The sequence below is a fragment of the Alphaproteobacteria bacterium genome (assembly GCA_004295055.1).
Lineage (GTDB): Bacteria > Pseudomonadota > Alphaproteobacteria > SHNJ01 > SHNJ01 > SHNJ01.
This window is the reverse complement of sequence record SHNJ01000024.1, coordinates 21,985-36,095: the sequence shown is the minus strand read 5'-3', so window position 1 is coordinate 36,095 and position 14,111 is coordinate 21,985. Positions and strand designations below refer to the sequence as shown.

14 protein-coding genes are annotated in these 14,111 nt (G+C 50.2%); 11 read left to right on the top strand and 3 right to left on the bottom strand.

From position 1 onward, the window contains the following. Positions 1-60 precede the first annotated feature (60 nt). The 4 genes from EYC62_05855 to murG are packed head-to-tail and all read left to right on the top strand — an operon-like array spanning position 61 to position 4,961. Positions 61-1,185, top strand: a complete 1,125-nt coding sequence (locus EYC62_05855; protein ID TAH34028.1) for an NAD(P)-dependent oxidoreductase — start codon at positions 61-63, stop codon at positions 1,183-1,185. Next, entirely contained in the window at positions 1,182-2,579 is a 1,398-nt protein-coding gene (locus tag EYC62_05850; protein ID TAH34027.1) for a UDP-N-acetylmuramoyl-L-alanine--D-glutamate ligase, read from the top strand. The genes EYC62_05855 and EYC62_05850 overlap by 4 nt, the downstream gene beginning before the upstream one ends. Continuing rightward, positions 2,579-3,691 (top strand): cell division protein FtsW, encoded by a 1,113-nt coding sequence (locus tag EYC62_05845; protein ID TAH34026.1) that lies wholly within the window; start codon positions 2,579-2,581, stop codon positions 3,689-3,691. The genes EYC62_05850 and EYC62_05845 overlap by 1 nt, the downstream gene beginning before the upstream one ends. Positions 3,692-3,722: 31 nt before the next feature. Beyond that, positions 3,723-4,961 (top strand): undecaprenyldiphospho-muramoylpentapeptide beta-N-acetylglucosaminyltransferase, encoded by a 1,239-nt coding sequence (murG, locus tag EYC62_05840; protein ID TAH34025.1) that lies wholly within the window; start codon positions 3,723-3,725, stop codon positions 4,959-4,961. Here the strand turns inward: murG and EYC62_05835 are convergent. Beyond that, on the bottom strand, positions 4,958-6,412 hold the full coding sequence (locus EYC62_05835) for a sodium:solute symporter (GenBank protein TAH34024.1): 1,455 nt from the start codon (positions 6,410-6,412) through the stop codon (positions 4,958-4,960). The two genes, murG and EYC62_05835, sit on opposite strands and share 4 nt — an antisense overlap. Positions 6,413-6,532: 120 nt before the next feature. Between EYC62_05835 and EYC62_05830 the strand changes: the two genes are divergently transcribed. The 7 genes from EYC62_05830 to EYC62_05800 all read left to right on the top strand — a co-directional run bounded on the left by EYC62_05830 (position 6,533) and on the right by EYC62_05800 (position 12,809). Further along, the gene (locus tag EYC62_05830; GenBank protein TAH34023.1) at positions 6,533-7,291 is read left to right on the top strand and encodes a hypothetical protein; all 759 of its coding nucleotides are present in this window, start codon (positions 6,533-6,535) and stop codon (positions 7,289-7,291) included. A 379-nt stretch (positions 7,292-7,670) separates the two neighbouring features. Continuing rightward, positions 7,671-9,104 (top strand): UDP-N-acetylmuramate--L-alanine ligase, encoded by a 1,434-nt coding sequence (locus tag EYC62_05825; GenBank protein ID TAH34022.1) that lies wholly within the window; start codon positions 7,671-7,673, stop codon positions 9,102-9,104. Between the two features lie 60 nt (positions 9,105-9,164). Further along, the gene (locus EYC62_05820; protein TAH34021.1) at positions 9,165-9,566 is read left to right on the top strand and encodes a four helix bundle protein; all 402 of its coding nucleotides are present in this window, start codon (positions 9,165-9,167) and stop codon (positions 9,564-9,566) included. Next, positions 9,563-10,486, top strand: a complete 924-nt coding sequence (murB, locus tag EYC62_05815) for a UDP-N-acetylmuramate dehydrogenase (protein ID TAH34020.1) — start codon at positions 9,563-9,565, stop codon at positions 10,484-10,486. The genes EYC62_05820 and murB overlap by 4 nt, the downstream gene beginning before the upstream one ends. A 48-nt stretch (positions 10,487-10,534) precedes the next feature. After that, positions 10,535-10,873 carry an endonuclease domain-containing protein gene (locus tag EYC62_05810; protein ID TAH34019.1) on the top strand — a complete coding sequence of 113 codons (339 nt, stop codon included), beginning with the start codon at positions 10,535-10,537 and terminating at the stop codon, positions 10,871-10,873. A gap of 143 nt (positions 10,874-11,016) precedes the next feature. After that, positions 11,017-11,946 (top strand): D-alanine--D-alanine ligase, encoded by a 930-nt coding sequence (locus EYC62_05805; GenBank protein TAH34018.1) that lies wholly within the window; start codon positions 11,017-11,019, stop codon positions 11,944-11,946. Continuing rightward, entirely contained in the window at positions 11,934-12,809 is an 876-nt protein-coding gene (locus EYC62_05800; protein ID TAH34017.1) for an FtsQ-type POTRA domain-containing protein, read from the top strand. The genes EYC62_05805 and EYC62_05800 overlap by 13 nt, the downstream gene beginning before the upstream one ends. Positions 12,810-12,865: 56 nt before the next feature. Here the strand turns inward: EYC62_05800 and EYC62_05795 are convergent, their stop codons facing one another. Both EYC62_05795 and EYC62_05790 read right to left on the bottom strand, forming a co-directional pair. Continuing rightward, the gene (locus EYC62_05795; protein ID TAH34016.1) at positions 12,866-13,642 is read right to left on the bottom strand and encodes a hypothetical protein; all 777 of its coding nucleotides are present in this window, start codon (positions 13,640-13,642) and stop codon (positions 12,866-12,868) included. Between the two features lie 18 nt (positions 13,643-13,660). Further along, positions 13,661-14,110: a hypothetical protein gene (locus EYC62_05790; protein TAH34015.1), complete on the bottom strand. Its 450-nt coding sequence runs from the start codon at positions 14,108-14,110 to the stop codon at positions 13,661-13,663. Position 14,111 lies beyond the last annotated feature (1 nt).

The window sequence follows — 14,111 nt, the reverse complement described above, 5'->3', positions numbered from 1 at the left end:
TTACACACAACCCACTGATTTTGCTATATATTATATCTGAAAATTAGGATATAAACAGCCATGACTTCTTCCACTTTAAAACTCGGCATCATTGGTGGCCTCGGCACGATGGCCTCGCCCTCGGCGCGGCATTGGACCACACCCGACAGCACAGTGCGCGTGTTGCGTGTGCATGATCGCGGCACGCCAGGCACAATGCGCGATGCGGCCCGTGCCGCGTGGAAAAATCACGGCGCGATGTTGGTATCGTCTTATACCACTTTGGTTGGTCCCGCCGAAATCGATGGCGTGATTATTTGTTGCGGCAAGAATGGCGAGGACGCAAACATCGTCGCGCAAGTTGCAACTTTGTTGGCCGAACGCGCCAAGGGAAAATTTATCTGTCACCTGTCCACCGTCAGCACCTGTTTTGCAAAATCGGCGCAGGAATTTTGCGCAGAACTTGGCGTTACTTATGTCAATTATCCGCTGACCGGCGGATCCAAGGGCGCGGAATCGGCAAAGATGTTGATTCTGGCCAGCGGCGATGAAAAATTATTTGCCCGACTATCCCCTGCCTTATCGCGCATCGGCGTACCGCAATATTTCGGCGAACGCGCCGAGGCCGGTGCCGAAGTAAAATTCATGAGTCATTTGATGGTGTTCGGCGGTTTGGTTGGAATCACTTCCGCCGTCGCTGTACATACGGATTGTTTTGCGGGTGGAAAAATCGGCGCGGCCGGACAAGGCGAATTTTTCGATTTCCTGAACAATGGGGCCGGCGGGACAAAACAATGGGATCTATCCACCAGCCTTGGTGTGAAACAAAATACCTGGGAAGCGGCATGGGCCATTAAATACGCGGTGATCGATGCGGTTTATGCGGTGAATTTATGCCTGCAACGCGGCACATCGCGCCTTGCGGTGGATTCGGTATTGCGCCTGATTCTGGCGTTTTCTTATGTACTGAACAAAGTCGGCGAAAACTTCGCCACGCAATCCATCGTGCGCGAAATGATCGCATCGCGCGCCGCGGAAATGGATCAATTCATCGCGCAATATTACGATTCAAAATTGCCAGCGGAAAAAATATTGGCGTCATGTATCACATCCTTGCCAAAAAATTTGCAATCGCAAATCGCGCTTGGCCTGACGGCGCGCGATTTTGAAAACGCCGCCGCGCAAAAAATTGGGAAAGCATCATGATTGAAGTCACGCTGTATCGCGGAAAAAAAGTCGCCGTCTTTGGACTTGCCCGTTCCGGCCTGTCGGCGGCAAAATCGCTGATCGGGGGCGGCGCAGAAGTTTTAGCGTGGGACGATGACGAAAAAAATCGCAATATTGCATCGGGCGAAAATATTCCTCTGGTCGATTTGAATTCTGTAGATTGGAAAAATATTTCCGCGCTCGTTCTCAGCCCCGGCATTCCACACACATTTCCCACGCCGCATCCGATTGTGATTGCCGCGCGCGGCGCGAATGTAAAAATTATTTCCGATATTTATTTGCTGATGCATACGCAAACAAAGGCAAAATATATCGGCATCACCGGCACGAATGGCAAATCGACAACCACCAGTTTGATCGCGCATATTTTAAAACAAGCCGGCGAAAATGTTCAAGTCGGCGGCAATCTTGGCCAGGCCGCATTGACATTGGAACCGGTTGGCGATGGCGGATATTATGTTTTGGAATTATCGTCCTATCAATTGGAATTGATGCCGGACTGCAAATTGCACGCGGCAGTGCATTTGAATTTAACGCCGGATCATTTGGATCGTCACGGCGATATGGATGGATATCTGAACGCCAAGAAAAATATTTTCGCAAATCAGCAAAAATCGGACGCGGCGATTATCGGCATCGACGATGCGCCCAGCAAAAAAATGTTCGATGAAATTTCCGCGCGCAATTTGCAGAAAACTTTTGCATTGTCGGTCGGACAAAAAGTCGAACGCGGCGCCTATGTGGCCGACGGAATTTTATACGATGCCATGCCCAGCCGTACCGAGAAAATCATGGATTTGCGCGATGCCGCCGCCCTGCCCGGCGAGCATAATTGGCAAAATGCCGCTGCCGCCTATATGATAACAAAATTTCTAAATGTTCCACGTGGAACAATTTGTGAGTTGATCGCGAATTTTCCTGGGCTTGCGCATCGCCAGCAAAAAATCGCCACGATCGACGGCATCGCCTTTATCAATGACAGCAAGGCCACCAATCCCGAAGCGGCCGCAAAAGCGCTGGCTTGTTACAAGCCGATTTACTGGATCGCCGGCGGCAAACCGAAAGGCGAGGATCTGGATGCCTGCGCGCCGTTCTATCGCAATATCCAACAAGCGTTTTTAATCGGTCAGGCGGCGGAAATGTTCGGCAAAATTCTATCGCCGCACATGCCGTATAAAATTAGCGGCACGCTGGAACAGGCGATTGCGGATGCCGCCGCGCAAGCCAAACAAGATGGCATGTATAATCCAGTTGTGTTGTTGTCCCCCGCCTGCGCCTCATTCGATCAGTTCCGCGATTTCGAGCATCGCGGCGAAGTATTTTGCAAAACGGTTTTGGAACTGGAACAAATCAATAAAAGAAAGACCGCCTAATGATTACCCTCGCCCGTACCAACACAAGCGCGCTTAGCCAATGGTGGTGGACGGTCGACAGGTGGCTGCTCGCGGCATTTCTGATTCTAATTACCATCGGCATTTTATTAAGCCTCGCGGCAAGTCCTGCGGTCGCCGACATGCTGGGCCTCAATAGTTTTTATTTTTTCAAACGCCAGCTATTTTATTTAATCGCCGCGATTTTAATCATGTTCGGCGCATCCATATTGCCGCCAAAACAAATCAAGTTTTTGGCAATTGTGGTGTTGGGCATTGCCATATTATGTTTGATCCTGACATTCTTTGCAGGTACGGAGATCAAAGGGGCGCGGCGCTGGTTATCCTTGCCGGGATTTTCGTTGCAACCGTCGGAATTCATCAAACCAAGCTTTGCCGTCGTTGCGGCTTGGCTGTTCAGCGAACAACACCGCCGCCCGGAATTTCGCGGCACCGCATTTTCCATCGCGCTGTGGCTGTTTATTTTCTCGATGCTGGTATTGCAGCCCGATCTTGGCATGGCGTTCGTCGTTTCCTGCGTGTGGGGATTTCAATTTTTCCTGGCCGGCTTGTCGATGTTCGTCGTCGTCGGCCTTATCATCAGCGCTGGCGGCGCGGCATTCGGCGCGTATTATTTATTCCCGCATTTCGCCAGCCGCATCGACCGGTTCATGGATCCAAGCAGCGGCGATACGTTCCAGGTGCAACGTTCGATGGAGGCATTCATCAACGGCGGATTCATGGGACAAGGCCCGGGCGAAGGCACGGTGAAATCCACCATCCCCGACGTGCATGCCGATTTCGTGTTTGCGGTTGCTGGCGAAGAATTCGGATTGATCCCGTGTCTGTTTATTGTCGCAGTGTTCGCATTTATTGTTCTGCGCGGCTTGAAACGCTTGCGCGGCGAAGGCGATTTGTTTTTAATCTTGGCTATCGCTGGCCTTCTGGTGCAATTCGGATTGCAAGCCGTAATCAACATGGCATCGACGTTGAATTTAATGCCAACCAAGGGAATGACTTTGCCCTTTATCAGTTACGGCGGATCTTCGATGCTGGCGATTTCATTGGGCACCGGCATGTTGTTGGGCCTGACGCGCAAAAGACCGAGAACATAAAGCGGACACAGAGATAAAATAGAATTCACGGATGACCGAAAATAAAAATCAAAACCCGGATCTAGGCCCGGATCTAGGATTGCAAAAGCCGAAATTGGTGGTGCTGGCTGCTGGCGGAACTGGCGGACATATTTTTCCCGCCGCCGCGCTGGCGGAATCCTTGTGCGCGCAAAATATTGGCGTACGCCTGATTACCGACAAACGCGGCCAGGCGTTCAGCGTCAATGGCAGCACCATTGAAACGCACCGCATCGCCGCCGGATCGCCGAATTATCGCGGTATCGGCGTGTTTGGAAAATTATGGACCGTGTGCAAACTGGGCATCGGTTCCATCCAATCGTTTTTACTGATGTTAAAATTAAAACCGGATGTCGTCGTCGGTTTCGGCGGATATGCCGCCGCGCCCACGATTTTCGCCGCTTGGGTTCTGCGCGCGCCGATCATTATTCACGAACAAAACGCGATTCTGGGACGCACCAATCGTTTGTTCAGCCGGTTTGCAAAATTTATCGCTACGTCGTTTCAAAATACCGAAAGCCTGGATCTAAATCAATTCCGCAAAGCGGTATTCACCGGCAATCCGGTGCGTTCCGATATCGCGCGCATCGGCGATGATGGCTATCCGCCCGCATCCACCGATGGCAAAATCCGCATCCTGATTACGGGCGGCAGCCAAGGCGCGCATATTTTTTCCTACGTCATTCCAAAAGCGATTGAATTATTGCCGCAATCGCTGCGCGATAAATTGGTAATCAGCCAACAATGCCGCGAAGAAGACAAGGCAGAGGCCATCGCAGCCTATGCCAAAATGAAAGTACAGGCTGAAGTCGCGACATTTTTTACCGATGTCGGCAAACGCCTGTCCGAATCGCATTTGGTAATCATGCGCGCCGGCGCATCGACGGTGGCGGAATTGACCGCCGCCGGACGGCCCAGCATTTTGGTTCCCTACGCCCATGCGCTCGATAATCATCAGATGATCAATGCCCGCGCGCTCGCCGACAAAAATGCCGCCTGGCTGATGCCGCAGGACGCATTCCAACCCGAAGCCTTGGCGGCGCGTTTAGAATCGTATTTAACCCTGCCCGATACATTGATTCAAACGGCGCGCGCGGCGAAATCGCTGGGCGTGCGCGACGCCGCGCAACGTTTGACACGGCTTGTCATAAAAACGCATGGCATCAATCGCGATTTGCTGAAAAACAAAGACCCTCAAGACGATTACGGCGACAACGTTTTGGGTGGATTGCCGAACGAGCAGGCGGCCTAACGTCCAACTTCTATCAGCCGGTTTTTACTAAGCATCGCTACGCCCCAATACACCACAGCAGAGAAAATTAAAGTGGCAATATAGGCCGCCGGCCATTCCCAATAATATTGGAACACCGCGATGCCAAAAACGCCAGCCGCCATAGCCGACAAGGCCGCTGCGGCGGTTCCCCGCCGCGTCCAAAGACCGAACACCAAACACACCACCAATCCGGCCGATCCGAAACTGGAACTTGATTCTATCAAATCGTAAATGCGCTGGCCGCCCGCGGCGATGCCATAGGTCAGCAATCCCGCGAACATAACCAGGCCGCGCTGCAATCGAACCTTGCTGCCTTCTTTTTCAAACAGATGCGGCCATCCGTGAATGACGATATTGTGGCCAAGCAAACCGCCCACCGAAAGCAATGTGGTGTTGACCGTAGATAAAATCGCCGAAACAAGCGCGCCGATAAACAGCACATAGGCGAATTGCGGCAACACGGTTTCGGCGATGCGCGGCAAAAAACCGTCGCCATAAAAATCCTGCGGCACCAATTGATATCCGGCAAGACCGATAAAGGCCGGGATCAATCCGACCACGAAATACAATCCGGCGGCGATATAACAGGTTTTCCGCGCGACATCGGCGGAACGCGTCGCCAAGATGCGGGAGATCGCTTCTTGCGCGACCAGCGACCCCACAATCGCAATAGTCCATTCGTCGATTTGCGGCCATACCGGTTCGTCCGGCGACAATACATTCAACCGGTCCGCCGTAATCAAGGAAAACGCGGCGTCCCATCCGCCCAATTGCGCCACGATAAAACATGCCGTGACAATAAGACCGATGATAATCACCACGCTTTGGATATTGTCGGTAATGACATCGCCCAAAAATCCGCCGACGGTCGTATAAATCACCACCATTGCCGTACCGATCAACAACGCCGTGTTTAAATCGATATGCCCGACCGCCGATAAAATATGGGCGAACGCCAGCACCTGCGCCGCGGACCAAATCAAGGATGTCGGAACCATCAACAGCACGGCGATTTTTTCGGCCGCAACGCCATACCGCTCGCGGTAAAAATCGGCGGTAGTGATGTAATTGCCTTGCCGCAATTTTCCGGCCAACGCGATGCCCAGCAAAATCAGACACGCCGCATATCCGAATGGTTCCGCCCGTCCACCCGCCAAACCTTCGGCGGCAATCGCGCCGGACGATGCCACCACCGTTTCCGCGCCAAACCAAGTGGCGAATAATGAAAACGAACCCAGCCACAATCCCAAATGCCGCCCGGCCAGCAAGTAATCGGTTTCGGATTTGATTTTGGAATTGGCATAGGCGGATACCGCCAGTTGCAACAGCATATAGGCGATAATCGCAATAAGGGGGAGATAGGTATAAGTCATGGGCGCGGATAATAACGAGATAACAAACGTTAGTCGATCCCTGCCAAATGATGTCATTACAAATGAATAGAAAAACAATATTTTTATTATTGACTTTTAAAAGATTTTAAACAACAATTTATTCTGCAAATAACAAATATTATAATAATATTACCATATATTGCTATGGAGGGGAATATGAGCGCAAATCCAGAAATGGGCCCCCTGTCCGGTGATTCAGGCCAGGAAATCTATTCTGTCGCAGACCAAAATCCGCCGCCAATCGTTGTTCGCAACAAAACCCCTACCTTAATTTTACCGGCCAAACCATCGAAAGATTTAGAAAAACTTTCGGCATCCAAACAGCGGAAACGCGCCTTTAAACCATTTCACGATACCGGCAGCAACAAAGCCCGGGATGAAGCGGAAAGATATTATAGAGACGGTAAAAAAAGTTTCTGGACAGGCGTTGTTTCATCCGTTGTCACGGCTGGCGCATTGACCGCCGGATTTTTATTTTTGGCAACCAGCCCATGGTTGATTGCGGCGGGATTGCCGATATTTGGATTTTTCTACCGCCAATCCCAAAAACATTTCAGGGGCGGCGATATCGCTTTGTTACAGGCGCCTGATCATATCCGGCATGATCATCAAACAGCACAAAAGGCGCTGCAACGATTGCTGCAATTGCCTTTGTATAACAAATTATACGGTCCGAATGGCGCAGGATTGAAAAAAATATTGGAATCCAAGCCGCATTTGAAAATAAAAATGTACCAAGGGCCGCGCGATATCGATTTATACGGCGCGCCAGGCGGCGCGCGGGATCAATTGGTGGAACAGGCCAACAGACGTGAAATTGGCGAAGGTGAGCAAAGATTGACGGAAAGACGGACGGAAACCGGGGTAAGACGCACCAGACGGGATAGCGCAAGGCAACGTGGAGAAAGGGCTTAGTCCATCAACATCTGTGCTCTGGTTATTTTTCTAATCTCCCCAAAGATAGATTATAGGATCGGCCCGAATCCAGGCTTTAAGTTTTTCAATTGATATTTCGCCCCTGGCCTTAATGGTAAAATTGCGGTTTTAACCCGGCAAAATCGGGGTTTATCCCCAATTCCGGGCTCCCTTTGGGGCTTGGGATTTATCGGCGTTTTTGGTAGTTTACTTAAATTCCTCCCCCTTTGGGGGAGGCGTAAATGCGAAGCATTTGCGGGCGGGGGTTAGGCGCGGTGCCGGATAGATTCCGACTTTTTCATCAGCCTTACCCTCCCCCTACCCCCTCCCGAAGGGAGGGGAATATTTGTTATACGATCAGCCGCCGGAGTTTTTAGTCATGCGCATCATCCCCTTTACCATCGGCACATTCCACATTGTGGGCATTGGCGGCATTGGCATGTCCGGCATTGCCGAGGTATTGCACAATCTTGGATACAAGGTTCAGGGCAGCGATGTGGCGGATGGATACAATATCAAACGCCTGCGCGATTTGGGAATCACCGTTCATATCGGCCACCGCGCCGAAAATATCGATGGCGCCGCGGTGGTCGTGGTATCGAGCGCGATTAAAAAAGACAATCCGGAAATTCTAGCGGCGAAGACGAAAATGTTGCCGGTCGTCAAACGCGCCGAAATGCTGGCCGAAATTATGCGGTTGAAATGGTCGGTCGCGGTTTCCGGCACGCATGGCAAAACCACAACCACATCGTTGGTGGCGCATTTATTGGAATCGGCCGGCAAAGATCCAACCGTGATCAATGGCGGCATTATCAATGCGCTTGGCACCAACACGCGACTTGGTGCGGGTGAATGGATGGTGGTGGAGGCCGATGAATCCGATGGCACGTTCGTGAAATTGCCAACCACCATTGCGGTCGTGACCAATATCGACCCGGAACATTTGGATCATTTCGGCACTTTTGCCAATGCGCAGAAATCATACGAATCGTTCATTCAAAACGTGCCGTTTTACGGCTTTGCCATGCTGTGCATCGATCACCCGGTGGTGCAATCCTTGATTCCAAAGGCATCGGATCGACGCATCATCACCTATGGTTTGAATCCCCAAGCCGATGTGCGCGCCGTCAATATCAAAATGGATGCCAAGGGCAGCACGTTCGACGTTATTTTCTCCGCCCGTACTTTGGGTGGCGCACGCAAAATTACCGGCGTGCATTTGCCGATCATCGGCCAGCATAATGTACAGAATTCCCTGGCCGCGCTCGGCATTGGCGGAGAAATGAACATTCCGGATAAAACCTTGCAGACCGCGCTGGCCAATTTTTCCGGCGTAAAACGCCGCTTTACCAAAACCGGCATTGCCAACGGCATTACCGTGATCGACGATTACGGCCACCACCCGGTTGAAATCGCCGCCGTATTAAAGGCCGCGCGCAATGTCACATCGTCCAAGGTTATCGCCGTGATGCAACCGCACCGTTATTCCCGCGTCAATAATTTGTTCGAAGAATTTTGCACCTGTTTCAACGATGCCGACACCGTCATCGTCGCGCCAATTTATGCGGCCGGCGAGGAACCCATTCCAGGCATTTCCAGCGATACGCTGGCGGCCGGAATGATCGAACGCGGCCATCATCATGTGCTGAAAATCGCAGGACCAAAGGATCTGGCCCCCACCATCGCCCAAATCGCTAAGCCCGGCGATTTCGTCATTTGTCTTGGCGCCGGCGATGTAACCACCTGGGCGTATGCCTTGCCGAAGGAATTAACGGATATATTGGGTTCTACCCCCGCCGCCTCTATTGCTTGATTGTGTAAATTCCGGGGTTTGGGTTTTGGGTATTGGGGTTTGAAATTTAAGAAGCAGCAAATGACACAAAAAATTCGAGACCACAAAGATTTAGAAGTTTGGAAAAAAGGCAAAACACTGGTAAAAGAAATTTATCTGATAACAGCCCAATTTCCTCCAACAGAAAAGTACAATCTTTCTTCCCAAATGCAACGTGCCGCTATTTCTATTCCCGCCAATATTGCTGAAGGATATATGCGCGCTAGCCGCAAAGAATATCTGCAATTTCTAGCAATCGCCTCTGGATCTGCCAGCGAATTAGAGACTTTGATCATCATAGCCGCTGAACTGGGATTTATAAAACCAGCACAGACTATTATATTGTCAAAAACTGCGGATGATTTACGCCGTATGTTATTTGGTCTTCGTCAAAAACTTGCCCAAACCCCAAAACCCAATACCCAAAACCCTATAGCCGCATGAGCAATCCCGCCTATTATCCAACCGTTGAACCGTTGATTACTCGCCTGCCCAAAGTGCGCGGGCGGTATACCGAAAACGCTTCGTTACATAAAGTGACTTGGTTCCAAGTTGGCGGACCTGCGGAAGTGTTATTCAAACCCGCCGATCTCGAAGATTTGCAGAATTTTTTAAAAGAAAAACCGCCGCTGGTACCGGTGACCATATTGGGCGTTGGGTCGAACGTGTTGGTGCGCGATGGCGGCATTCGCGGCGTGGTGATCCGCCTGGGCCGCGAATTCGCATCGATCGCCCAAGACGGCACGCATATCGTGGCTGGCGCAGCCGCGCTGGATGTGAATGTGGCACGCGTGGCGGCCGACGCAGGATTGACCGGCATGGAATTTTTGTTCGGCATTCCGGGCACGATTGGCGGCGCGTTGCGCATGAATGCCGGCGCTTATGGATCGGAAATAAAAGATATACTGATATCGGCTCAGGTAATTGATGACGAAGGCAATTTGCATAATCTGGTCGCCGGCCAGCTAGGATTGTCTTATCGCGATTGTGAAGTGCCCAAGGGATGGATTTTCGTTGGCGCCACCTTGGCCGGAACTCCCGCCAGCAAGGCGGATATTGAGCGCCGCATGGACGAAATCGCCGAAAAACGCGAATCGACGCAACCTATACGCTCGCGCACCGGCGGATCGACCTTTGCCAACCCGGATGACCGCCGCGCGTGGGAATTGGTCGATCAGGCCGGCTGCCGCGGATTGAAAATTGGCGGCGCGATGGTTTCGGAAAAACATACGAATTTTTTGATTAATACCGGCGGCGCGACCGCGGCCGATATTGAAAATCTGGGCGACGAAGTGCGCATGCGCGTCTTCCGCCACAGTGGCGTTGAACTGCGCTGGGAAATTGAACGACTGGGGGAAAAGTAAATTAAATTCCCCTCCCTTTGGGAGGGGCAAGGGGAGGGTTAGGCAAAAATGTATGAATTTGCTAAGGCCATGCGTAATGATCCAACCGATGCAGAATATAGATTATGGTATCATCTAAGCAATCGCCAATTACTAAACCACAAATTCCGTCGCCAACATCCTATTCCACCTTATATTGTTGATTTTTGCTGCATTGAGAAGAAAATAATTATTGAATTAGACGGTGGGCAGCATGCTGAAGATGGACATGCAATTTATGATAAAAAGCGAGATGAATTTCTTAAGAATGCAGGCTATGATGTCATTAGATTTTGGAACCAAGAAGTTATGAAAAACATAGATTCAGTAATTGAAACAATTCTATATAAATTGGAACACAAGTATTAATGTAAAAATTCCCCTCCCTTTGGGAGGGGCAAGGGGAAGGTTAAGCCCTTTGGGCTGAGAAATATCAGAAAGACCGAGGCCTTACCCCCTCCCTGCCCTCCCCCGAAGGGGGAGGAATTTAAAAAGAAAGAAAACGAAAACATATGAACCAAAACAAATCCAAAAAAATTATTGTCGTTTATGGCGGCAATTCGTCGGAACGCGAAGTATCGCTGGTCAGCGGCCGTTCTGTGATCCAAGGATTGAAAGACATGGGATACGATGTCCACGGATTCGACTTGAATAACAATATCGCGGAATTTGTAAAAGCCTTAGACCCAAAACCGTTTGCGGTATTCAATGCGCTGCACGGCCCCGGCGGCGAAGATGGCACGATTCAGGGATTGCTGGATTTATTGCAAATTCCATACACCCATTCCGGCGTACAGGCGTCGTCCGTGGCAATGGACAAAGAAATGGCCAAAAAAGTCTTCCGCGAGGCGAAATTGCCCGTCCCACCCGGCGGCATATTTCCAATTTCCGAAATTCTGGCAGGCGATGTGATGCCGCGCCCCTATGTGGTGAAACCGATTCGCGAAGGATCTTCGGTTGGCGTGCGCATTATGAAAGCCGGCGACAACAAACCGGCGATCAACAAAGACACCTGGAAATTCGGCGAATACGCGATTGTCGAAAAATTCATTCCTGGCCGCGAAATCACCGTGGCGGTGATGGGCGACCGCGCGCTGGGCGTGACCGAAATCAAAACCAATTTGGAATTTTACGATTACGAGGCTAAATACGCTTCTGGCGGATCGACCCATGATTGCCCGGCGCAAATTCCAGGCCCCGTGTATGAACAAGCCTGCAAAATCGCCATCGAGGCGCACAACGCGCTGGGCTGCCGTGGCGTTACCCGCGCCGATATTCGGTACGATGACACCCAAAATAAACATGAATTGTTTTTGCTGGAAGTAAATACGCAGCCCGGCATGACGCCAACATCCTTGGTGCCGGAATTGGCGGCATATAACAATATCCCGTTCCCGCAATTGGTCGGCTGGATGGTAGAGAACGCCAAATGGGGCGCATAAAATTAAAATCCGGACGGCCGTCGATCATCGGCGCCGCCACCGCGCGGCAGCGGCGCGGGCTGCACAGTCTTTGGCTGCGCTATCGACTATCCTTACTGACTTATTTTCTGGTGCTGGTGTGCTTGGGCACAATTATTTATCCGCTGTACGATAATTACCGTTCCGGCCGTATCGCCGCGCTGGGCCGCGCCATTCACGCCAAGGTTTTAGGCGTAACCAAGGACCAAGGATTGGTCATCGAAGAAATTCTGGTCGATGGCCGCAATTACACCGACAAACAGCAAATTTTGGACACGTTGCAAATCACCCAAGGCATGCCGATTTTGGGCATCGATTTGGAATCGGCGCAAAGCGCGCTGCTTACCCTGCCCTGGGTGAAAGACGCCAAGGTCGAACGCCGCCTGCCCGGAACGATGTTCATTCATTTGACCGAGCGGCATCCGCTGGCCATTTGGCAGAACAAAGGGGCGCTGAATTTGATCGACGAGACGGGCAGCGTGATTTTGGGCCAGGATCTTTCCCATTTTGCCGGATTGTTGGTGGTGGTCGGGCCAGATGCTCCATCTTTTGCCCGTGAATTGGTCGATATTATTTCCATGTCATCTGATTTTCAATCGCGCGTGCAATCGGCGGTGCGCATTGGCCAGCGCCGTTGGGATCTGCATTTGAAAAACGATATGATCGTCAAATTGCCGGAAAAAAATCCGGAATTGGCGGTGCAAAAATTATTGGAAATGCATAGCGTGAATAAAGTTTTGGATTTGGATTACGCCGCCATCGACATGCGCCTGGCCGACCGGATATTTCTACAGAAAAAAGACGGCGGACAAATCCCGGCTGGCGCGGCGGATAAGAGTACGTAATTTCTTACTTACTACCCTCCCATCGAGGGAGGGCAGCAATAATTTAATTTACAATTTTACTCCACCGGCGGCTTCCGCGTGTGCGAGCGCACGTGTTCCGTGCCGCCTTCGCGGTCATAAGCTTTTACATGCACTGTCCCACCGCTCGATGCCTTGGTACTTGGCGCGCGCGGCGTGTTGGAATTGGCGGCATTCTGATTCGCCACCTCGGCTTTTTGTTTTTCAACGCGGTAATTTTTTTCCAGTTCTTCGCGGACGGATAAGGGTTTTTCATCCGGGTTTTTATGGCCTGAATGACGATGTTCTATACCACCTTTGGAATAACCTTCATCTTCAATATCTGGACGTTTATCTTCATCCCGCCAGGATGGATCGGGCCATCTTAACTCTGTTGTGGGAATTTCCTGTTTATTTTCATCTCTAGGATTGGAAGACCAATGTTCTGAATCCATCCAAATAGGAAGATCGTCACTCTTTCCATTGCCAGAACTCCGAGAAATTTTTTCTTTAGCCATTTCTTTCACTTCTTCCCAAGTTTTAGCTTTTTTACCAATTTCTACACCGAGCTTGTTATTATGATTATCGATTTTATGCTGCTCTTCTTCTTTTGAGCCTTTTTTATAAACAGAAGTTTCATGCAAATTCACGCCTAATACAGCTAAGTTCTCCCCATATCTTCTCGTCAATTCTCCCGCCCAAATCAGATGCCGATAGGCATCTGCTGGACCATTTGCTCTACCTGGCAATTGTGAATTGATAGCCGCCTTTAAGGCTGCATCGCTTACCGATCCAGGTTCTCTTCTATATTCTTTGATCACGTCTTTGATTTCCATGTTTGCTCCTATTTAGTTTTACCAATCTTGCGTTATCATCAAGTAAGTTTCATTTGTCCCACAATGCTTTATTTCATATCCTTGAGGAATAAGCGCCAAACAATAAACGGGCGGTTCGGCAGGCCGTTGTAAATTCACTTTATACTGATAAATTTTATTATCTGCTAAATCACGAATGGAAAAAATTAAATCGTCTTTCGCAGGCCTTGCTTGTAATTCTATTTTTGCTTGTGTACGTTCCGGGCCATTCTGATGAATAATAACAGGTTTTATAATTTCTTCCGATGATGCGAAGGAAAGTTCGATTAGCTCAATCGGCGCGTTACGATGATTAACAACAGAAAATTCTGTGCCGTAATTATACCATTTATTGTGGTACCAGAAAGTATAGACCACAATGATAACCACTAAAATACAAATCCAAATATAATTTTTTTGGCTTATATTCTTTTTAATTTCTTTTTCCATT

Bases quoted from the DNA above. Each gene is read 5' to 3' on its own strand.
- EYC62_05855 (TAH34028.1), top strand. From the start codon at position 61: ATGACTTCTTCCACTTTAAAACTCGGCATCATTGGTGGCCTCGGCACG.
- EYC62_05850 (TAH34027.1), top strand. From the start codon at position 1,182: ATGATTGAAGTCACGCTGTATCGCGGAAAAAAAGTCGCCGTCTTTGGA.
- EYC62_05845 (TAH34026.1), top strand. From the start codon at position 2,579: ATGATTACCCTCGCCCGTACCAACACAAGCGCGCTTAGCCAATGGTGG.
- murG (TAH34025.1), top strand. From the start codon at position 3,723: ATGACCGAAAATAAAAATCAAAACCCGGATCTAGGCCCGGATCTAGGA.
- EYC62_05835 (TAH34024.1), bottom strand. From the start codon at position 6,412: ATGACATCATTTGGCAGGGATCGACTAACGTTTGTTATCTCGTTATTA.
- EYC62_05830 (TAH34023.1), top strand. From the start codon at position 6,533: ATGAGCGCAAATCCAGAAATGGGCCCCCTGTCCGGTGATTCAGGCCAG.
- EYC62_05825 (TAH34022.1), top strand. From the start codon at position 7,671: ATGCGCATCATCCCCTTTACCATCGGCACATTCCACATTGTGGGCATT.
- EYC62_05820 (TAH34021.1), top strand. From the start codon at position 9,165: ATGACACAAAAAATTCGAGACCACAAAGATTTAGAAGTTTGGAAAAAA.
- murB (TAH34020.1), top strand. From the start codon at position 9,563: ATGAGCAATCCCGCCTATTATCCAACCGTTGAACCGTTGATTACTCGC.
- EYC62_05810 (TAH34019.1), top strand. From the start codon at position 10,535: ATGTATGAATTTGCTAAGGCCATGCGTAATGATCCAACCGATGCAGAA.
- EYC62_05805 (TAH34018.1), top strand. From the start codon at position 11,017: ATGAACCAAAACAAATCCAAAAAAATTATTGTCGTTTATGGCGGCAAT.
- EYC62_05800 (TAH34017.1), top strand. From the start codon at position 11,934: ATGGGGCGCATAAAATTAAAATCCGGACGGCCGTCGATCATCGGCGCC.
- EYC62_05795 (TAH34016.1), bottom strand. From the start codon at position 13,642: ATGGAAATCAAAGACGTGATCAAAGAATATAGAAGAGAACCTGGATCG.
- EYC62_05790 (TAH34015.1), bottom strand. From the start codon at position 14,110: ATGGAAAAAGAAATTAAAAAGAATATAAGCCAAAAAAATTATATTTGG.